This is a genomic window from Streptococcus sp. sy010 (genome assembly GCF_007859175.1).
GTDB lineage: Bacteria > Bacillota > Bacilli > Lactobacillales > Streptococcaceae > Streptococcus.
Genome location: NZ_VOHO01000003.1, coordinates 13,750 through 33,909, shown reverse-complemented (window position 1 = coordinate 33,909; position 20,160 = coordinate 13,750). Strand labels below are relative to the sequence as shown.

Below are 20,160 nucleotides of genomic sequence, written 5' to 3'. Positions count from 1 at the left end.
TTTCCTTTATTTTTTCTTAATTGGTGTCACAAAATCATCACCAAAGTACTGACGACTGAGTTTTTGTAAGACGCCATTTTTTTCTAAAATCGCCAAACGTTGATTGACAAAGGCTTGTAGGGCCTTGCCTTCCTTATCCTTGGCAAAGAGAAAATATTCTAAGCCATCTTTATCTGTCCCAACTTGGTCTGTAACGGTTTTAATCGTCACATCAATCCCTTGATCTTGACTGAGGGTTTGGAGCGAAATGGCATCAAATAAGGTAAAATCAATCTTACCCGATTCCACATCTTGTAAACGTTGTGCCAAAGGCACACTATTGGCAACATAATTGATCTCAATCGGTTCTTTATCAGGATTGGCTTGATTCCAATCTTCTAAGACCTTGGTGTAGTTGGCACCAGTATAAGCCGAGGTTGACTTACCAGACAACTCAGTCAAGCTAGCATAACCATCTTGACTAGCAATGGCGTAATTGGACTTAGAAATTGGTGTGGAATACAAGTACTTTGCTGCTCGTTCTGAACTATAATTAAAATTATTGGCAGCCAGTTGATAGAGACCTGCATCCAAGCCTGTCAAAATAGACGAGAAAGGGACTGTTTCAAAAGTCAGTTGATAATCCTTTTGATTTTGAAAAACAGCTCGTAAAACATCAATATCATAGCCAGTAAAACGACTCTCGTCCTTAAAAGTAAAAGGAGCCGTATCTGAATCGGTTGCTACGACAACTTCTGTCTTTGCAGCCACTGACACTTGACGACATAGACTAAGTCCCAACACACCTATCAGCAATGTTAACTTGAGTAACTTTTTCATTATCGACGACCCTCCTTTTATCAGTGTTCTTAGTATAGCACAAGAGTTTCTTCTTGCCCAATAAGATTTTTTTATGGAGGTGATAACAATTGATTATCAAGCCATGATTAGCTTAAAAAGTTTGTTTTTTCGCCTTACGTTCAGCACGACCCTTAGCTCGTAATTCTGCTCGTTTTTCCTTGCGTCTTTTCTCATTAACTGCCCACTGAATTTTTTTCTTGTAACCTGGCTTAATCTTTTTCTTCTTCTTTTTAACCAAACCAATCATTTCAGTATCGAGTTTTTGACGTGTTTTTTCACGGTTCAAACGACGGTCACGGTCATAGGTGTCTTGGAATTGTCCATCTTTTAGCATTTTAGGGACAAAACTAATGCCCAGTTTCTCCAACTCACGAATGTCCGAGTCATCACTTGGTTTATATAGGGTAATGGCTGTGCCACTTAAACCATTACGACCTGTACGTCCCACACGGTGAACAAAAAAACTCAAATCTTGTGGAATTTCATCATTGATGACATGGCTGACGCCTTCAATATCAATGCCTCGGGCTGCTAAATCAGTTGCCACAATATATTGATAATCCAGATTTTTGACTTGATTCATGATACGCTTACGTTCACGCGGTGGAACATCCCCATGAATCTTCGCCACTTTCAAACCATTGCTAATCAAGAACTGATGGAGTTCTTCTGCACGAGTTTTGGTGTTGACAAAAATCATCGCCAAATAGGGCTGCATTGACTGAATCACTTCAAGAATTTGACCATTCTTATCACGTCCCTTGGTTGACACCAACCAGTTGTCAATGGTATCTGCAATGACTGTTTGTGTCTTGATTTTTTCCATAATTGGATTGGTCAGATATTTTTTTAAGAAAGGCTGGAGTTTTTGTGGAATCGTCGCTGAAAAGACCAAAATCTGCACATCCTTAGCCAAACGAGCAGCAATACGATCTACGGTATCTAAAAAGCCCATATCTAAGGTCATGTCTGCTTCATCAACCACAAAGGTCTTAGCACGATGAATATCAAGGTGACCTGATTGCACCAAATCATAAATGCGTCCAGGAGTACCAATAACAATATGCGGCTGATGGCTCTGTAAACGCTCAACCTGTCTAGCCTTATCTGTCCCACCAACATAGTTAGCCAAGCGAACATCAACTGATGAAAAAGCTGCTAACTGCTGACAAGCCTTGTAAATCTGTGTTGCCAATTCACGACTAGGTGCCGTAATAACCGCCTGCACCTCAGAACTATCTTCGTCTAAGCTCTGGAAAATCGGCAATAAGAAGGTATGGGTCTTACCTGACCCTGTCTTCGATTCGCCAACAATGTCACGACCTGATAGCACCAAGGGAATCAATTTTTCCTGAACTGGCGTTGGTTCTTGGAAATTCAAGTCAGCCAAAGCCTCTTGAATATAGGATTTAAACTTAAAATCTGTAAACTTCATACCTTTGATTATAACAAAAAAAGCTGATAAACCAAAAACTTTAGGCTTTATTCAGCTAGAAAATTGCTGATAAAAAAGCAAGTACCTGCTTGATTGATTTGATGATTAGACCTTTTGACGAAGAATCTTTACTATAACTCCACGCATTACTTTTCCTAGCCACTATTTCTTAAAACACTTGATTGCAAAAATCAAATAAATTCATGAACCTCTTTTGGAAATGAAGAAAAATATACGGCAAGCTAACTTGGCCATTTGGGGACAAACACAAAAACCTTGTGAGATGGACAACTTCCCTTGGAAATATGCTCCTCACAGCTGTGAGGATGTCTGCCCTTTTTGGGAAAAGCACAAAAGTCTTGTGAGCAGCTCTGCCCAAAAGGGGCAGAACTAAAATAACTTGTGAGATGAGTAAAACCTTTTGGAAATATACTTATCACTACTGTGAGGAGATAAAACCCGTTTGGAAAAACAAGAATAAAAAGAGAGCTAGGAAAACTCTCTTTTTATTTTGTATCAATAAATGGCTTACCAAATAATCACACGATCTTTTTCTGCTCGCCACATGCCGTCTGTTTCCTTAATGTCAAAGGCTTGGTGGAAGTCAGCAAAGTTTGGTAATTGAACATTGGTACGCAAATGACCAGGTGCGTGAACATCCACACTCGCTAGCATCTGCATAAACTCTGGACGAGCTTTGAGTCGCCAAATCTTCGCAAAATTAGTAAAATAATCAACTGCTGAAAAATCCTTGTCTTGTTTGGCTGCCTCTAAAGACGCTGCCAAGCCACCCAAATCAGCAACATTCTCAGAAACCGTTAATTTACCATTCACCTTGGCACCATAAGAATCCAAACCATCAAACTGAGCGACCACTTGATCGGTTCTTTGAGTAAAGGCTTGGTAATCCTCATCTGTCCACCAGTTTCTCAAGCTACCATGTTCATCAAAGGATGCGCCATTGGTATCAAAAGCATGGGAAATTTCATGGGCAATCACCGCACCAATCCCACCATAATTGGCGGATGATGATTGATTTAGTGAATAAAAAGGTGCCTGCAAAATCGCTGCTGGAAAAACAATCTGATTTTGTTGTGGTGAATAATAAGCATTGACCACATGGGCTGACATATGCCAGATATCACGGTCAACAGGTTGATTCCACTTGCTCCAACTATGCTGGATAGAGATTTGCGCCAATTTTTGAGCATTTTCTAAGAGTGACTGATTGTCGTCAATCATTTTTTGAGCGTAGGTTTCTGGCAACTTTTCTGGATAACCAATATGGGCTGTTATGCCATTCAGTTTAACGATGGCCTGCTCAATGGTTTCTCGAGCCAACCAGTCATTCTTAGCTAGTCGTTCCTTGTACACCTCAATCATGGTCGCTACTTTTGCTTCAACATCAGCCTTGGCTTCCTTGGAGAATTTTTTATCAACATACCAAAGCCCCAAGGCTTGACTATATGGCCCTTCTGCCAAATAATAGGCTGCTTTTTGCGGATTCATAGCCTCTGGTGTACCCGATAAGGCCCTACGATAAGCTCCTGCTAGGACACGGATGTCATCTGTCAAATAACTAGTCCACTGGGTTGCTGCACTATAGATTAAAGATGCCTGTAAGGCTGGCCAATTTTCTTCTGAGAAATAATCCTTAGCAAACGCTAACCAAAAACGTTCTTCTGGCACAATTACCCGATCAGGTAGTTGCCCCAAAATCTTAGAGAAAATCTCATCCAATGGCAATTCTGGTACTAACTTGGTAAAATCAGCCCAATCATAAGGATGATAGAGTTTGGCATACTCAGAACTTTCTTCATTGGATAGGACATAGTTGGCTAGCTTGGCATCTAGGGCAATAAGCTGATCTAAAATCTTAGCTATTTCTTCTTGTGAAAATGGAAATTGACTAAGTAAGTCTGTTGCCGCTTGACGCCACACGGTTAACAATTCCTGACCTTTTTCATGCCCTTCTTCATAATAAGTCACATCTGGCAGAATCAGACTTGGAGCTTCTGCCCAAAGGACATTTGTTGTAGCATCCATGAAGTCTGGTGCTACACCAAAGGGAAAGAGATTGGGTTTGCCGGCTAGTTCATATTCAGCAATCTTACTGGTAAAATCAGCAAAAGAAGTCAGTTCCTGCATTTCCTTAATCAAGGGTAGGACAGGTGTCACACCTAACTGTTCTCGAGTTTCAAAATCACTGATGAGTCGGTGGTATTTGACAAAGTTCTCTAAAATAGGATTATCTTTTGGCAAATCTTTACCGGCCAACCAATTCTCTGTTGTTTCTAGCATGAGTTCTTCAATCTCATTGTGCAGCTCAACAAATCCCCCTGTCGCTGGTTTGTCATCTGGAATCACTGCTGTTTCAGCCCAAGCTCCATTGACCGCTTGATAAAAATCATCTTGTAAACGTACCATAAATAGCCTCCTTGTTTTGTCTTAGACCTATTTTATCAAAATTTTCAATTACTGACCGTTTTTAATTTAAAATTGCCAGGGTTTGATAAGGTTTCAAGGTTATTTTTTCACCTAAAACCACATCTGAATAGTTGCTTAAAAGCACTTGACCGCCTTGATAGTCTGTCAAAAGATTTACTGTCACGTCATGACCAAAGAAATTATTCAACACCAGTAACTGTTCTTGCCCTAAATGACGTTCAAAGGCGTAGATTTCATTACTATCGACATAAGCAGCCCGATATTCTCCCTCAGCAATTAAAGGCATGGTTTTACGCAAGCGAATCAAGTCTTGATAAAATGGAAAAATCTTGCCTTGTTTTTCTGTTTCCACATTGATGGTTTGATAGGTCTTACCGACCTTAAGCCATGGTGTCGTGGTTGAAAACCCTGCGTGCTTACTACTATCCCATTGCATTGGTGTGCGTGAATTATCACGAGACTTGGCCTTGATGATAGTAAAAGCCTCATCTTCTGATAAACCTTGCTCTAATAACATTTGATAGGCATTGATGCTTTCAACATCAACATAATCAGCCATGCTATCATAATCAGGATCTAGCATGCCAATTTCTTCGCCCATATAGATGTAGGGTGTCCCTCGTGAGAGATGAATTGACGCTGCCAGCATGGTTGCTCCTTCCTCACGGAAGTTCTTAACATCAACAAAGCGATTAAGGGCTCGTGGCTGGTCATGGTTGTTATAAAAGAGAGCATTCCAACCATTTCCCTCACTCATTTCTTGTCCCCAGCTGTGGAAAAGTCCTTGCAATTCCTTGAAATCAAAGGCTTTAATCGTCCATTTTTGACCTTGGTCATAATCCACCTTGAGATGATGGAAATTAAAGGCCATAGAGAGTTCTTCTCGTTCTGGGGCTGTGTAAAGCAGGCAGTTTTCAATGGTTGTTGCTGACATCTCGCCTACTGTCATAAACCCTTCTTCTGTGCCAAAACTTGCCTGATTAAGTTCGTGAAGGTAATCATGGGTAATCGGACGATCAGTATAGGCTGGCTTGCCATCATTGATTGGGCAATCTTCTAAAACTTCATCTTTACCAATCAAGTTAATCACATCAAAACGAAACCCTTTAACCCCTTTTGCCTTCCAAAAATTAACAACATCAATCAATTCTTGTCGCACATTGGGATTACGCCAGTTGAGATCTGCCTGCGTTTTATCAAATAGATGAAGATAATACTTGCCAGTATCACCAAAAGGTGACCAAGCATTGCCACCAAATTTTGACACCCAATCTGTCGGTTCATCTCGAAGAATGAAAAAATCTTGATAAAATTTATCGCCAGCCAAGGCCTTTTGAAACCATTCGTGCTCCGTTGAACAATGGTTGAGTACCATGTCCAACATAAAGTTAATACCATATTCTCGACCTTTGGCAATCATCTCTTCAAAATCAGCCATCGTGCCAAAAAGGGAGTTGACTGCTTTGTAATCTGAGATGTCATAACCATTATCCCGTTGTGGACTAGGATAAAATGGATTGAGCCAGACCATATCGATTCCTAATTCGGCGAGGTAGGGAAGTTTTTCAATGATGCCTCGTAAATCTCCGACACCATTTCCAGTAGTATCTTTAAAAGATTTGGGATAAATTTGATAAACTACCTGACTTTTATCAAATGCCATGTTTGTATTTTTCTCCTTATTCATTTCAAAAGGGCCAAGGCGATATGGCGAAGCCACTATCGACATCTTGACCCTCTTTCTTTTTAAATGCTAGCTAATCACTTAAATACGACTAGCTGTTAGCAAGCTTTCACCACGTTTAATTTGGCGAGGTAGTTGACCAACAACATCTGGTTGGAATTGTTCTTGATTGGTTACAATAATTGGTGTTTCACTAACTAGATTGGCAGCTTTAATCACATTCAAATCAAAGTTAATTAAGGTATCACCTGCCGCGACACGCTCACCTTGTTTGACATAAGCTTCAAAGCCTTTGCCATCCAAGCTAACGGTATCCATACCAATATGAATCAGCACTTCTACTCCTGCATCGGATACTAAACCAATCGCATGCTTGGTTGGGAATAAGACTGACACCGTTCCATCAAATGGCGCAACGACTTTACCATCACTTGGTTCAATAAGAACCCCTTGCCCCATCACACCTGAAGCAAAAACTGGATCTGTTGCTTGACTCAAAGGCTTGATTTCACCTGCCATTGGGCTATACAAGTCAACGAGATGTCCCACTGAAGTAGATTCTTTTTTAGCTTCGGCAACTGCTTCTTCCTGACTTAGTTTCATTGCAGCATCTTCTACCTTAGTTAAGATACCAGCTTTACGGAAGAATACAGTTAGAATAAATGGTACGGCAATCGCCACCAACATAATACCTGCAAAAGCAAGCATGTATTTTGGCTGAATTGACAAGATACCAGGAATACCACCGATACCAATGGCATTAGCAGTCACATTGAACATAGTTGACAATAAACCTGCTAGACCTGAACCAATCATCCCGGCTACAAATGGGTAGATGTATTTGACATTCACCCCAAAAAGAGCTGGCTCAGTTACCCCAAGGTAGGCTGAAATGGTCGCTGGTAGCGAAATTTGTGCTTCACGTTCATTTTTACGATTCATCCAGTAGTAAGCCAATACGGCTGAACCCTGAGCGATATTTGATAAGGCAATCATTGGCCAAAGAGCTGTACCACCTGCATCAGCAATCAACTGCGAATCAATCGCATTGGTCATGTGATGTAGGCCTGTGATAACAAACGGTGCATACAGAGCTCCAAAAATTGCACCGAACAACCATTTCAAAGAACCTGTCAAACCTGCTAAAACAATCGCTGACAAACCTTTACCAACTGCCCAACCAAATGGTCCTAAGACCGTATGAGCCAAAATCAAGGCTGGAATCAAAGACAAGAATGGCACAAAAATCATCGATACCACTTCTGGAATGCGTTTACGCCAGAAGATTTCTAGATATGACAATGACAAACCTGCCAAAAGGGCTGGAATAACTTGTGCTTGATAACCAATACGGTTGATAGTAAACGAACCAAAGTTCCACACCCAGTTTTCTGCAATCTCTTTAGCTGGTGTGCCTGCTACGGCATAGGCATTCAGCAACTGTGGCGACACCAAACAGATCCCAAGGACAATTCCCAAAATCTGAGTGGTTCCCATCTTACGTGCTACTGACCAAGTAATTCCAACTGGTAGGAAGTGGAAAATAGCCTCACCTGGCAACCAAAGGAAATGATTGACACCACTCCAAAATGGCGATACATCAACAATGGTTTTACCCCCTAGAGATGACCATTGTACACCTTCTAGGACATTACGGAAACCTAGAATCAAACCACCGACGATAATGGCTGGAATAATTGGCGTGAAAATCTCAGCCAACATGGTCATCACACGCTGAATAGCATTCTGATTGCTCTTGGCTGCTGCCTTAGCTGCCTCTTTTGACACCCCTTCAATACCTGAAACGGCTGTAAAGTCATTGTAAAAAATTGGCACATCATTACCAATAATGACTTGAAACTGTCCTGCATTGGTAAAGGTCCCCTTAACGGCTGAAATTTTTTCAATCGCTGCTACATTAGCTTTACTATCGTCAAACAACACAAAACGCATCCGTGTGGCACAATGCGATACAGCAGAAATATTATCCTTGCCACCTACTGCATCAAGCAGCAATTTGGCTTCTTTTTCAAATTTTCCCATTTGATGACTCCTCATATTTTTTAACAACCAAAAATGGTCTATAAAGTTACTTCTAACCCTATTGTAAGCGATTTTATTTCTGTATGCAACTTGTATGCTTTATTTTTTATCATTTTTTTGGTAAAATAAAACTCTTGTCTGCTAAAAAACAGACAAGTAATCATTGAGAGAAACAAATGAAAAAATACGAAATCATTTTTAAGGACTTACAAGATAAGATTAAAAAACAACACTATCCTGTTGATCAGTATTTACCTTCTGAATTGACCCTAACTAAAACCTATTCAGCCAGTCGTGACACCATCAGAAAGGCGCTTCGCCTGTTGAATGAGGCCGGTCTTGTTGAAAGCACACAAGGTGTGGGCACTAAGGTCATTCACAGACAGCAGATTCAATTTCCAATTTCTGAATTGACCAGCTATCAAGAATTAGTCCAACATCTAGGCATGCCTTCAAAAACACGAGTCATCAGTTTGGACAAGGTTATCCTTGATGATAAGCAAGCTCAAACAACTGGTTTTACCAACAAGGCAATCGTTTGGCGAATCACTCGTCAAAGACAGGTAGATGGAGTTGCTTCCGTATTAGATATTGATTACTTGGATAAGCAACTGGTACCAAATATCAATAAAGATATTGCCCAATATTCTATCTATGCCTACTTGGAACATATGTTAAAACTAGATATTGCCTACGCTCAAAAAGAAATCACGATTGAGCAAGTGACAGCTACCGATCAGATTTATCTTGATTTACATGGCGATCAGCATGTAGTTTCTGTCAAATCCAAAGTATTTCTCGCTGATGGTCAACAATTTCAATTTACTGAAAGCCGACATAAGCTCGACAAGTTCAAATTTGTTGACTTTGCTAAACGAAAAAAATAAAACAGGTAAATTAACTTACCTGTTTTTTGTATCTAAAATAATGGTCACTGGGCCATCGTTAACCAGACTGACTTGCATATCAGCACCAAAGATACCAGCTTTAACTGGAACGTATTGGGAGAGTTGCTGATTAAACGTTTCATAAAATGTTTTAGCAAAGTCTGGACTGGCTGCTCCTGTAAATGCTGGGCGATTGCCTTTTTTAGTATCGGCAAAAAGCGTAAACTGGGACACCGATAAAATCTGACCGCCAATATCTTGAACAGATCGATTCATCTTATCTGCCTCATCAGCAAAAATTCGCATATGCACTAATTTACGAACAGCATAAGCCAAGTCATCTTGATTATCATCAGGACCAATACCAACCAAAAGTAGTAAACCTTGGTCAATACTTGAGATTTCTTGTTCTGCCACATGAACGCTGGCAGCTTTGACACGTTGCACAATAATTTTCATCTTACTTACCCGTTCGTTCGTTTCACACTATAAACATCTGGCACAACCTTAATCTTATCCACAATAGCCATCAAGGTAGCTAGGTTCGGGATGCTAAAACTCAAGTGAATATTGACAAATTTCATATCCTTAGTGGATTGAGCATTGACCGAGGAAATGCTCTTGGTTCTGGTCGATAGGATTTGGAGAACATCATTGAGAAGCCCACTACGATTCAGACCGTAAATATCAATGTTTGCCACATATTCTTTATGATTATCCTGACCGTCCCACTCGACCTCGATTAAACGTTCATTGTAGCCGTCTTGACTCTTGATATTGTTACAATCACTACGGTGAATCGCCACTCCACGTCCTTTGGTAATGTAGCCGTCAATTCTATCACCTGGGACTGGATTACAACACTTGGCAATCCGCATCAACAAACCACTTGCCCCTTGGATGATGACGCCATTTTCACTACGCACCTTTAAGACTTCACGATTGTCTTGTTTGATTTCGCCGCCATTAACCAACTCATCAGCTTCTGCCTTGGCCTTAGCTCGTTCAGCCTCTTGGCGCTCTTTTTCGGTCAATTTATTAAAGACGCTAATGGCACTTAGTTCGCCAAAACCAATGGCTGCATACAGAGCTTCCTCACTTTTGACACTCAAGCGAGGCAAAATCATGTCAATATGCTTTTTATCCAAGAATCGACTAGCCACATAGCCTTGCTCTTGAAAATAAGCAACTAGCAACTCTCGTCCTTTATTGATAGACAACTCACGGTCTTGATTTTTGAAAAACTGGCGAATCTTATTTCTGGCCTTATTGGTCTTAACAATTTTAATCCAATCACGACTCGGCCCAAAGGAATTACTATTCGTGATGATTTCCACCACATCGCCTGTTTTAAGCTTAGCAGTCAAAGGCACCATTCGACCATTGACTTTGGCACCAGTCGCCTTTTCACCTACTTGGGTATGAATGGCATAAGCAAAATCAATTGGCCCAGAATCTTTTGGCAATTCTTGGACAGCTCCAGTTGGTGTAAAAACGTAAATGCGTTCAGTAAAAATATCTTCCTTAACAGAATCTACAAATTCACGCGCATCACCACTGGAATCATCCTGTAACTCAACCAACTCTTTAATCCAGTTCATGCCAGCAGCTTGTTCAGCCTGATTGACCTTGCCAGTTATGCCCTTTTTATAAGCCCAATGGGCTGCCACACCATATTCAGCCACTTGGTGCATGTCCTTAGTCCGAATTTGAATCTCAATCGGGCCATTGGGACCATAAACTGTAGTATGAATAGACTGGTAACCGTTGGCCTTAGGTACTGCGATGTAATCCTTAAACCGCCCTGGCATAGGACGCCAAAGTTCGTGAATATAACCGACCATGGCATAGACATCACTAGCCGTTTCCATGACACAACGAATGGCAATCAAATCATAAATTTGGTCAAAGCGTTTTTTCTTATCGCGCATCTTACGGTAAATCGAGTAGATGTGTTTGGGACGACCGTAAATGTCACCATAAAGGCCTTGTTCATTAGTGTAAGAAGTAATCCGCCCAACAATCTCTTCAACCAAGGCCTCACGCTCTCGCCTTTTTTCTTTCATCATGTGAGAAATTCTATAGAACTCTGTCTCGTTCAAATAACGAAACGACATGTCCTCTAACTCCCACTTAATTCGGCTAATTCCCAAGCGATGAGCTAGCGGTGCATAGATTTCCATCGTTTCACGCGAAATACGCTCTTGCTTATCCTTACGCAAGTGTTTAAGGGTCTGCATATTATGCAAACGGTCAGCCAGTTTTACCAAGATCACACGAATATCCTTAGACATTGCCATGAGCATCTTGCGATGATTTTCAGCCAACTGCTCTTCGTGAGATTTGTATTCAACCTTACCAAGCTTAGTTACACCATCAATAATGACACGAACGTCTGAACCAAAGTCAAAGGCCAAATCGTCCAGACTAATATCAGTATCTTCTACCACATCATGCAAAAAGCCACAGGCCACTGTTACCGCATCCAAATGCAAGTTTGCCAAAATACCCGCCACTTGAATAGGATGAATAATATAAGGCTCACCTGATTTGCGAAACTGGCCAGTATGGGCAGCTACCGCATAGTTCATAGCTTTCTCAACAAAAGCAACATCTGTTTCACTCAAGTAGCTTGCCGTTAATTCAACCACTTCTTGTCCTGTTAAATTCTTTTCTTTTACCATTTGGCATAGGCTCCTTCAAATAGGTCTTCTTCTTGATTGATAATAGACTATTTTACCATTTTTATGATAAAAAATCATGTTATTCTTGCCAAAAATCAAGACCAGATAAAAAATGAAATCGTTTTCTAAAAAGTAGTTGCTAATTTCGTCATTTAGGATTAAAATAGAGGTGTTAAGAAAATTTTAAGGAGGCTTTATATGTCAAAATACTATCTATCTAAGAGTGCCTTACTCTTATCCTTGGTAGCTGCCAGTATGGGAGCAAGCCAGTTGGTTCAAGCTCAAGAAATAACGGATACAACGACACCACCTACATCTGTTACCAATGAAATGAGCACTACAGCTGAAACAGTTGATAACCCTAGTCCAGTAGTTGAAAGTTCAACGGCTAGTACAGACAGTGACACACCTGTGACAGAAGAAAGCACATCAGCAGAGCCTGTCGTTACTACAATGGCTGTTACCGAAGCTGAAACTGAAGATTTAGCACCTGTTGAAGGGCAAAATGTCAATGTTCGTGTTCTCTCGACAACTGACCTCCACACCAACCTCATCAACTACGACTACTACCAAGATAAAACCTCACAAAATATCGGTTTGGCAAAAACTTCTGTCCTAATTGACGAAGCCAAGGCTGAAAATAGCAATACAATCCTAATCGATAGTGGAGATACTATTCAAGGAACACCACTAGGAACTTATGCAGCGACAGTTGACCCTGTCAAAGAAGGGGAAAAACATCCTATGTATGCTGCTATGGAATTATTAAATTATGATGCTGCCAATATCGGTAACCATGAATTCAACTACGGTTTAGAATTTTTAAAGAGCGTAGTAGGAGCTTCTTCACTACCTATTCTCAATGCCAATGTCATTGATGCGAAAACCAACGAACCAATCTTTAAGACTTATGAAGTCGTCACTAAGACCTTCACAGATGTTGATGGCAAAAAAGTTTCACTTAAAGTCGGCATTACAGGCATTGTACCACCACAAATCATGAACTGGGACAAGGCTAACCTTGAAGGTAAAGTTCTTGTTCGCGATGCTGTTGAAGCCGTTAAAGAATTGATTCCAACCATGCGTGAAGCTGGGGCAGATCTCGTTTTAGTCACTGCCCATTCAGGTATCGGAGATGAAGAATACACAGTTGGGGAAGAAAATGTCAGCTACCAGCTAGCTAGTCTAGAAGGTGTTGATGCGCTTGTAACAGGACACTCTCACGCGGAATTTCCATCTAGTTATTACGGCCAATTTGCAGGTGTTGACCTAGAAAAAGGAACGATCAATGGAACACCTGTTGTCATGGCTGGTAAATACGGCGACCGTCTAGGAGTCATTGATCTTAATGTGACTTATACTGATGGTAAATGGCAAGTCAATAAAGAGTTGAGCCAAGGTAGCCTACGTAAAATTGATAACAAGTCAGAAGTCGTTGATGAAAGACTTGTTCAAATGGCTCAAGAAACACATGACAAAACAGTTGCTTATGTTCGTCAACAAGTCGGAACAACAACTGCTCCAATCACCAGCTACTTTGCTCTTGTTCAAGATGACCCATCTGTTCAAATCGTTAATAATGCTCAACTTTGGTATGTTAAACAAGAACTAGCTGGTACTCCTGAAGGCGAATTGCCACTCCTTTCTGCTGCTGCACCATTTAAGGCTGGTGCCCGTAATGATCCAACAGCCTACACAGACATTCCAGCTGGACCATTGGCAATCAAAAATGTTGCTGACCTTTATGTTTATGACAATGTCACTGCTATTCTTAAAGTGACAGGTGCCGACCTTCGTGAATGGTTAGAAATGTCTGCTGGTCAATTCAACCAAGTGGATCCAAACAAAACTGAACCACAAGATTTGGTTAATACTGACTACCGTACCTATAACTTTGACATCATTGACGGTTTGACTTATGAATATGACATCACTCAACCAAACAAATATGACCGTGATGGTAAATTGGTTAACGAAACAGCTAACCGTGTGAAAAATCTTCGTTACCAAGGTAAAGAAATTGACGACGCACAAGAATTTATTGTAGTCACTAACAACTATCGTGCTAGCGGTACTTTCCCTGGTGTGAAAAATGCGAGTCTAAACCGCATCCTTAACTTGGAAAATCGCCAAGCTATTATCAACTACATCGTTTCTGAGAAAATGATCAACCCAAGTGCTGACAATAACTGGCGTTTTGCTGATACTATCAAGGGACTTGATTTACGCTTTAGAACTGCTGATTATGCTAAGAGCTTACTTGGTACCGATCAAAGCATTAGCTATTTAGAACCAAACAGTTTAGAAGGTTTTGGTACTTTCCGATTCACTTATCTTGAGCCACAAGAAACTGTGACTGAAGAAGTGATTGAAAATACAGAAAACACACCAACCACTCCAAAACCAAGTGTGGAAGTCAAAACTCCAGAACAGGCTGTAGAAGTTAGCACGCCAAAACAAGACCAAACAACCGTAACAACTCCAGGAAAACCAACTAAGACACCTATGACAAACATGGGGGTTGTTCCTGAAAAACAACCATTAGTTGCACATCAGACAAGCTCAAGTAAAGACCTTGCTAAACCTGTTAATTATTCACGAGCTGAAAAACACAGCCTACCAAATACAGGTACAAGTACATCCGCCCTTCTTCAAGTCATGGGATTAAGTTTGATTGGTCTAGCCGCAAAATTTGGTTACAAAAAGAAAGACAATAAATGACAACTTTAGACTACTTAACCAAACTAACTAGTATTCCGTCACCGACTGGTTACACCAAGTCCATTATGGATTATTTGGTGGAGGAATTAACTAGACTTGGCTATCATCCTAAACGCACTGCCAAAGATGGTGTTCTCGTTAGCTTAGACGGTCAAAATCAAAAAGAACATCGCTTAGTCACTGCTCATCTGGATACCTTGGGAGCCATGGTTAGAGCCATTAAGCCAGATGGTCGCTTGAAAATCGCCTTAGTTGGTGGCTTTAATTACAATGCGATTGAGGGAGAAAATTGCACCGTTCATCTTGCCCAAAATGGTAAAGAAATCAGCGGTACTATTCTCCTACATCAAACCAGTGTCCATGTTTACCGAGATTCAGGCAAATTGGAACGCAATCAAGATAATATGGAAGTTCGTTTGGATGAAAAAGTAACATCTGCTGATGAAACATCAGCTCTTGGGATTCGGGTTGGAGATTTTATCTCATTTGATCCCCGTACCCAAGTGACCACTAGTGGTTTTGTCAAATCACGTCACCTAGATGATAAGGTATCAGCTGCCATTTTACTTAATTTATTAAAAAATTATGCCAAGGAAAGCACGCTCCTTCCCTACACCACTCATTTTTACTTTTCTAGTTTTGAAGAGGTTGGGCATGGAGCAAACTCTAGTCTCCCCAAGGAAGTGGTCGAATATTTGGCTGTTGATATGGGCGCTATTGGTGATGATCAAGCTACAGATGAATATTCTGTATCAATCTGCGTCAAAGATGCTTCTGGCCCATACCATTTTGGCTTGCGTCAACATTTGGTTCAATTAGCAGAAAAACAGCAAATCCCCTATCAACTAGACATCTATCCTTACTATGGAAGTGATGCGTCTGCTGCTATGACGGCAGGTGCTGAGGTGCGACACGCTCTCTTAGGAGCAGGAATTGAATCAAGCCACGCTTATGAGCGAACACACTTAGACTCAATTCAAGCCACCGAACAATTGATTGACATCTATCTAAACAGCCCTCTCAGTCAATAAAAAAACTAGGACAGTTACCCTAGCCTTTCTATTAAAAACTGACTTGATTATTCAATCAAGTCAGTTTTTCTATGTTATCCAATAAACGTACGAATCTCGTCTTCTGATAAAGAAGAATCACAAACCACCTTAACTTGACCATTTTCTGCAACCAAGAGTGCTGGAACTGTCTTTATCTCGTACTGATGACGAAAGTTTTGAATGGACTCTAACTGAGTTGCCTCTTCACTGTTGATAAAATCAATAGTCAGACCATCTGCTTCAACGACATTGGCCAATTTAGGAGCAAAACGTTGACAATAAGGACAGGTCGCACGACCTAAGAAAAGCACCACTTTTTCACCCTGGACAAACTTTGATTGGAGAGTTTCCACAGTTGTAGGATTGAAGTTACTAACAATTTCTGCAAAAGTTTTCATTTATTCTCCTTACCTTAATCACGATCATCGTAACCATTTGGATGGCTAGCATGCCAAGCCCAAGCTGTTTCAATGATCTTCTTAATATCATCAAATTCTGGTTTCCAGCCTAACACTTCACGGGCTCTGCTTGACTCAGCAATCAAGGTATCTGGATCGCCAGGGCGACGATCTGCCATCTCAGCTGGAATCGGATGACCCGTCACTTGACGAGCTGCCTCAAGAATTTCTAAATTAGAAAATCCTGTTGACGAACCGAGATTGAAGGCTGACGAAGGATTCCCTGAACGCAAGTAATCCACAGCTAAAATATGAGCATCTGCCAAATCAAAAGGATGAACATAATCACGAACATTGGTACCATCTGGTGTATTATAATCATCACCATAAATCATAATTTTATCACGTGTTCCTTGAGCCACTTGTAAGACAATTGGCAAGAGATGCGTTTCTGGACCATGATCTTCTCCAATGCTGCCATCTGGCTTAGCTCCTGCCACATTGAAATAGCGTAGGGCAACAAATTTTGTCCCATAAGCTTGATCTGCCCACTTCATCATGGTTTCCATCATGAGCTTGCTTTCACCATACGGATTGATTGGGCGTTGAGGGGTTGTTTCTTTAATTGGAAGTTCTTCTGGAATACCATAGGTTGCAGCAGTCGATGAAAAGACAATATTTTTAATGCCAAACTCATTCATCACTTCTAATAGACTAACCATACCAGCCGTGTTATTATCAAAATACTTAAGCGGATTTTCCATAGATTCTGCCACTAAAGAATAGGCTGCAAAGTGAATCACCGCATCAATATCTGGATTTTCTGTCAAGACACGACGCATAAATATCTTATCAGCCAAATCTCCCTCATAAAACAGAGCAGCTGGATGAATGGCTGCACGGTGACCTGTGACCAAGTTGTCAACGACAACAACCTTTTCTTTTCCAGTTTCAATCAAACGATCAACCATGTGTGAGCCGATATAGCCTGCTCCACCTAAAATCAATACTGTCATCTATTTCTCCTTTGAATACTTTTACTTTCATTATACTCATTTAAGCCTAATTCTTCAACTAAAAGAACTAATAGACTAAGCCTTAGCGCCTCTTTTAATACCACTAACTAAAAGAAATAAACTAACAAATACCATAGTAATGGTCGCACTAGCTGGTGTTTCCAAATGATACGACAATAAAAGACCACTAACCATCCCCGTAAAACTGGTCAATAAGGCTATCAGCAAGACTTGACGAAAACTATTTCCCAAACGCATGGCAATACTGGCTGGCAAGACCATGATGGTAGAAACAAGGAGTGCTCCTGCAGCTGGAATCATCAAAGCAATAGCAATACCTGTGATTATATTAAACAAAATAGACATCAATCTAACTGGTAAACCATCAACCAAGGCAGTGTCTTCATCAAAAGTTAGTAAATACATGGGACGAATAAACAAACCAGTTAAGAGTAAGATCAGAAAGGCTAGGGCAAAAAGAGCTAAAACCTGATGGTGACTAATGGTAATAATGGAACCAAAAAGATACTGGTCTAAACTCAGACTGGAAGCATTTGCCTCCTTACTCATAATCATTAAAGACAGGGCCAAACCAGCAGACATTAAAATAGCTGTCGCAATTTCCATATAATGCTGATAGACACTTCGCAGATATTCTAAAAAAATGGCTGCTAAACTAACAATTATTAGAGTTGTCCAAGTAGGTGATAGACCCATTGCCACGCCTATTGCTACACCTGCCAAGGACACATGACTAAGTGTATCACTCATTAAACTCTGGCTACGCAAAATCAAAAAGACACCTAAAATAGGAGCAAACAAACTCATGGCAAGCACTGCTAAAAAAGCCCGCAACATAAAATCATAGGTTAATAAGTCAAACATTATCTCTCCTCTTACTCTTCCTTATGCACGTTAAAGCAACGCCAAGGCAAATTCTGATTACGCACCAGATGAATGTTACGGTCCGCATAGGGTGCCAAATCATCTGGGTCATGAGTAATCATCAACACAGACTTGCTATGATGCTTGACATTATGGTGTAAGAGGTCATAAAAACTCTGACTGGTTCCTGCATCCATTCCTGTTGTCGGCTCATCAAGAACAAAGACATCTGGATCAGAAGCAAACAGTCGAGCAATCACAACACGCTGCTTTTGACCACCTGATAATTGCCCAATTCTTTTTTGACGACTTTCCCACATTCCAACTGATTCCAAACTAGCTCGCACATGTTCTTCATCATGGGCATCTAGACGACTAAACCAACCTTTTCTTGGATAACGACCTGAACGAACAAATTCTTCTACTGTACTAGGAAATCCTGCATTAAAACTGGCAATTTGTTGTGGTAAATAGGCTAAACGTAGCTTTTTTCCTTTAATATTGGTATCAGATATGGTTACTTGTCCCTTTTGCAAATTAAGCAAACCAAGACTTGCCTTAATCAAGGTTGATTTAGCGGCTCCATTTTCTCCTGTCAAGGTCACAAATTCACCACTGTCTAAATGGTAATTGATCTCATCTAAAACAGGATTATGGTCATATTGAAAACTAAGTCCACTCACCGTCATATATCTCATGATGACTTCTCCAATCTAAGCACCAAGGCTTCCATAAATCGTGATAAAACTTCTTGTTCACTTTGAGAAAACTTGTCTATGATTTCTTGATAAGCTAAAAGCGTCTGGTGATGATGGTTAGCATGTTCTTGAGCAATGAAAAGAGCTTGTTCTGTCAAAAGATACTGATTACTTCTCGCATCACTACTAGCTTTTTGACTTTCTAAAAGTCCTTGGGCAATAAGTCCTTTGACGGCCTTCGTGACTGCTGCTTGACTAATAGATAAACACTTGGCCAAGTCAGAATTTGTCAAACTTTCCTGAGTTAAAAGCATGAGAATATGCTCTTGTGTACTGGTCAATCTCCACTCACTTTGACAAGCACCAATAAGAAATTCATGCTGATTTTCTGCTTTGAGTAAAATACTATTAACCAAATGGTCAATAGAAGTTGCTAATTCCATATAACTTTCTCCTTTTACTTAACCAGTTAATTATATCATAATCAAAAACAGAACGGTATCTTCAAATACCAGTCAATAAAAAAAAAAGACTGGTTTTACCAGCCTTTAGTTTTCATCTTCGACAAACTGACTCAATAGCCCGTTGATAAAACGTGAAGACGTTTCATCAGAGTATTTTTTAGCTATTTCAATAATCTCATTAAGGGCCACACGCGTAGGCGTTTCGTCAAAATAAGTCATTTCATAAAGTCCCAAACGTAAGAGGGTTTTATCTGTCAAGGTTAAACGTTCCAAGGACCAATCTGACTTAAGATGTTGCGTAATCACCTGATCCAATGGTTCCAAATGATCACAGACACCTGTCACCAAATTGAGAATAAAAGCAGGTGTATCCAGAACATCATCCTCAGCTAAATCCTTATCATAACTATAAGCAAACTGAGATTGGTCAAGAGTCTGACCACCAAACTCAAGAGCAAATAGGGTTTGAAAAGCACGCTCACGCAAATCTCGTCTTGAATTATCAAATAACTTAGTCATTCAAGAAATCCTCATCAAACAATGATTTCACATCTGGCTTAGGTGTTTTTTCTGGCACAATACCAACGACATGAACATTGACTTGATTAACCACTACCTCTGCCATATCATAGATAGCTGATTTGACAGCTTGTTGAATGGCAAGGCAGACGGTTGGCACTGTAACACCATATTGCAAATCAACATATAAATCAACCGTTAAACTACCATCTTCAGCGGTTTCAAGATAGACACCACGACCCAAACTTTTTTTGCTCAAACCATCTGCCATTTTTTTATTTTGCAGAGAATGAACCCCTTCTACCTTGCTTGTCGCAATACCTGTAATGACTTCTAGTACACGTGGAGAAATAATAATATCTCCAATTACTTCCTTTGTCATAGCA

The 20,160-nt window shown here is 40.4% G+C and carries 17 protein-coding genes; 3 read left to right on the top strand and 14 right to left on the bottom strand.

The genetic code is table 11. The features are described from left to right. Window positions 1-6: 6 nt before the first annotated feature. The 5 genes from FRX51_RS03515 to treP all read right to left on the bottom strand — a co-directional run bounded on the left by FRX51_RS03515 (window position 7) and on the right by treP (window position 8,450). Window positions 7-819, bottom strand: a complete 813-nt coding sequence (locus FRX51_RS03515) for a transporter substrate-binding domain-containing protein (RefSeq protein ID WP_146495896.1) — start codon at window positions 817-819, stop codon at window positions 7-9. 112 nt (window positions 820-931) lie between these two features. Further along, window positions 932-2,275: a DEAD/DEAH box helicase gene (locus FRX51_RS03510; RefSeq protein WP_146495894.1), complete on the bottom strand. Its 1,344-nt coding sequence runs from the start codon at window positions 2,273-2,275 to the stop codon at window positions 932-934. A gap of 528 nt (window positions 2,276-2,803) precedes the next feature. Beyond that, window positions 2,804-4,702: a M13 family metallopeptidase gene (locus tag FRX51_RS03505; RefSeq protein WP_146495892.1), complete on the bottom strand. Its 1,899-nt coding sequence runs from the start codon at window positions 4,700-4,702 to the stop codon at window positions 2,804-2,806. Between the two features lie 61 nt (window positions 4,703-4,763). Then, the gene (gene treC, locus FRX51_RS03500) at window positions 4,764-6,386 is read right to left on the bottom strand and encodes an alpha,alpha-phosphotrehalase (protein ID WP_146495890.1); all 1,623 of its coding nucleotides are present in this window, start codon (window positions 6,384-6,386) and stop codon (window positions 4,764-4,766) included. Between the two features lie 102 nt (window positions 6,387-6,488). Further along, window positions 6,489-8,450: a PTS system trehalose-specific EIIBC component gene (gene treP, locus FRX51_RS03495; RefSeq protein ID WP_146495888.1), complete on the bottom strand. Its 1,962-nt coding sequence runs from the start codon at window positions 8,448-8,450 to the stop codon at window positions 6,489-6,491. Between the two features lie 176 nt (window positions 8,451-8,626). Between treP and treR the strand changes: the two genes are divergently transcribed. After that, window positions 8,627-9,337 (top strand): trehalose operon repressor, encoded by a 711-nt coding sequence (treR, locus tag FRX51_RS03490; protein ID WP_146495886.1) that lies wholly within the window; start codon window positions 8,627-8,629, stop codon window positions 9,335-9,337. 15 nt (window positions 9,338-9,352) lie between these two features. Here the strand turns inward: treR and dtd are convergent, their stop codons facing one another. Both dtd and FRX51_RS03480 read right to left on the bottom strand, forming a co-directional pair. Continuing rightward, a complete protein-coding gene (dtd, locus tag FRX51_RS03485; protein ID WP_146495884.1) occupies window positions 9,353-9,796 on the bottom strand; it encodes a D-aminoacyl-tRNA deacylase in 444 nt (147 codons plus the stop codon). 5 nt (window positions 9,797-9,801) lie between these two features. Continuing rightward, the gene (locus FRX51_RS03480; RefSeq protein WP_146495882.1) at window positions 9,802-12,021 is read right to left on the bottom strand and encodes a bifunctional (p)ppGpp synthetase/guanosine-3',5'-bis(diphosphate) 3'-pyrophosphohydrolase; all 2,220 of its coding nucleotides are present in this window, start codon (window positions 12,019-12,021) and stop codon (window positions 9,802-9,804) included. 198 nt (window positions 12,022-12,219) lie between these two features. On the opposite strand from FRX51_RS03480, the gene FRX51_RS03475 reads away from it, so the two are divergent. Further along, a complete protein-coding gene (locus FRX51_RS03475; RefSeq protein WP_146495880.1) occupies window positions 12,220-14,742 on the top strand; it encodes a bifunctional 2',3'-cyclic-nucleotide 2'-phosphodiesterase/3'-nucleotidase in 2,523 nt (840 codons plus the stop codon). Then, entirely contained in the window at window positions 14,739-15,773 is a 1,035-nt protein-coding gene (locus FRX51_RS03470) for a M42 family metallopeptidase (protein ID WP_146495878.1), read from the top strand. The genes FRX51_RS03475 and FRX51_RS03470 overlap by 4 nt, the downstream gene beginning before the upstream one ends. A gap of 74 nt (window positions 15,774-15,847) precedes the next feature. Here FRX51_RS03470 and traF read toward each other — a convergent pair whose 3' ends face one another. From traF to FRX51_RS03435, 7 genes are all read right to left on the bottom strand, one after another. Then, window positions 15,848-16,192 (bottom strand): conjugal transfer protein TraF, encoded by a 345-nt coding sequence (gene traF / locus FRX51_RS03465; RefSeq protein WP_146461723.1) that lies wholly within the window; start codon window positions 16,190-16,192, stop codon window positions 15,848-15,850. A 14-nt stretch (window positions 16,193-16,206) separates the two neighbouring features. Then, window positions 16,207-17,208 carry a UDP-glucose 4-epimerase GalE gene (gene galE / locus FRX51_RS03460; protein WP_146495876.1) on the bottom strand — a complete coding sequence of 334 codons (1,002 nt, stop codon included), beginning with the start codon at window positions 17,206-17,208 and terminating at the stop codon, window positions 16,207-16,209. Between the two features lie 75 nt (window positions 17,209-17,283). Continuing rightward, on the bottom strand, window positions 17,284-18,093 hold the full coding sequence (locus tag FRX51_RS03455; RefSeq protein WP_146495874.1) for a metal ABC transporter permease: 810 nt from the start codon (window positions 18,091-18,093) through the stop codon (window positions 17,284-17,286). An 11-nt stretch (window positions 18,094-18,104) separates the two neighbouring features. Then, window positions 18,105-18,791 carry a metal ABC transporter ATP-binding protein gene (locus tag FRX51_RS03450; protein WP_146461718.1) on the bottom strand — a complete coding sequence of 229 codons (687 nt, stop codon included), beginning with the start codon at window positions 18,789-18,791 and terminating at the stop codon, window positions 18,105-18,107. Then, a complete protein-coding gene (locus FRX51_RS03445) occupies window positions 18,788-19,234 on the bottom strand; it encodes a zinc-dependent MarR family transcriptional regulator (protein ID WP_146495872.1) in 447 nt (148 codons plus the stop codon). Before FRX51_RS03445 ends, FRX51_RS03450 begins: the two co-directional genes overlap by 4 nt. Window positions 19,235-19,339: 105 nt before the next feature. Continuing rightward, a complete protein-coding gene (gene nusB, locus FRX51_RS03440) occupies window positions 19,340-19,774 on the bottom strand; it encodes a transcription antitermination factor NusB (RefSeq protein WP_146495870.1) in 435 nt (144 codons plus the stop codon). Next, window positions 19,767-20,156 (bottom strand): Asp23/Gls24 family envelope stress response protein, encoded by a 390-nt coding sequence (locus FRX51_RS03435; RefSeq protein ID WP_146461713.1) that lies wholly within the window; start codon window positions 20,154-20,156, stop codon window positions 19,767-19,769. The genes nusB and FRX51_RS03435 overlap by 8 nt, the downstream gene beginning before the upstream one ends. Window positions 20,157-20,160: the final 4 nt, after the last annotated feature.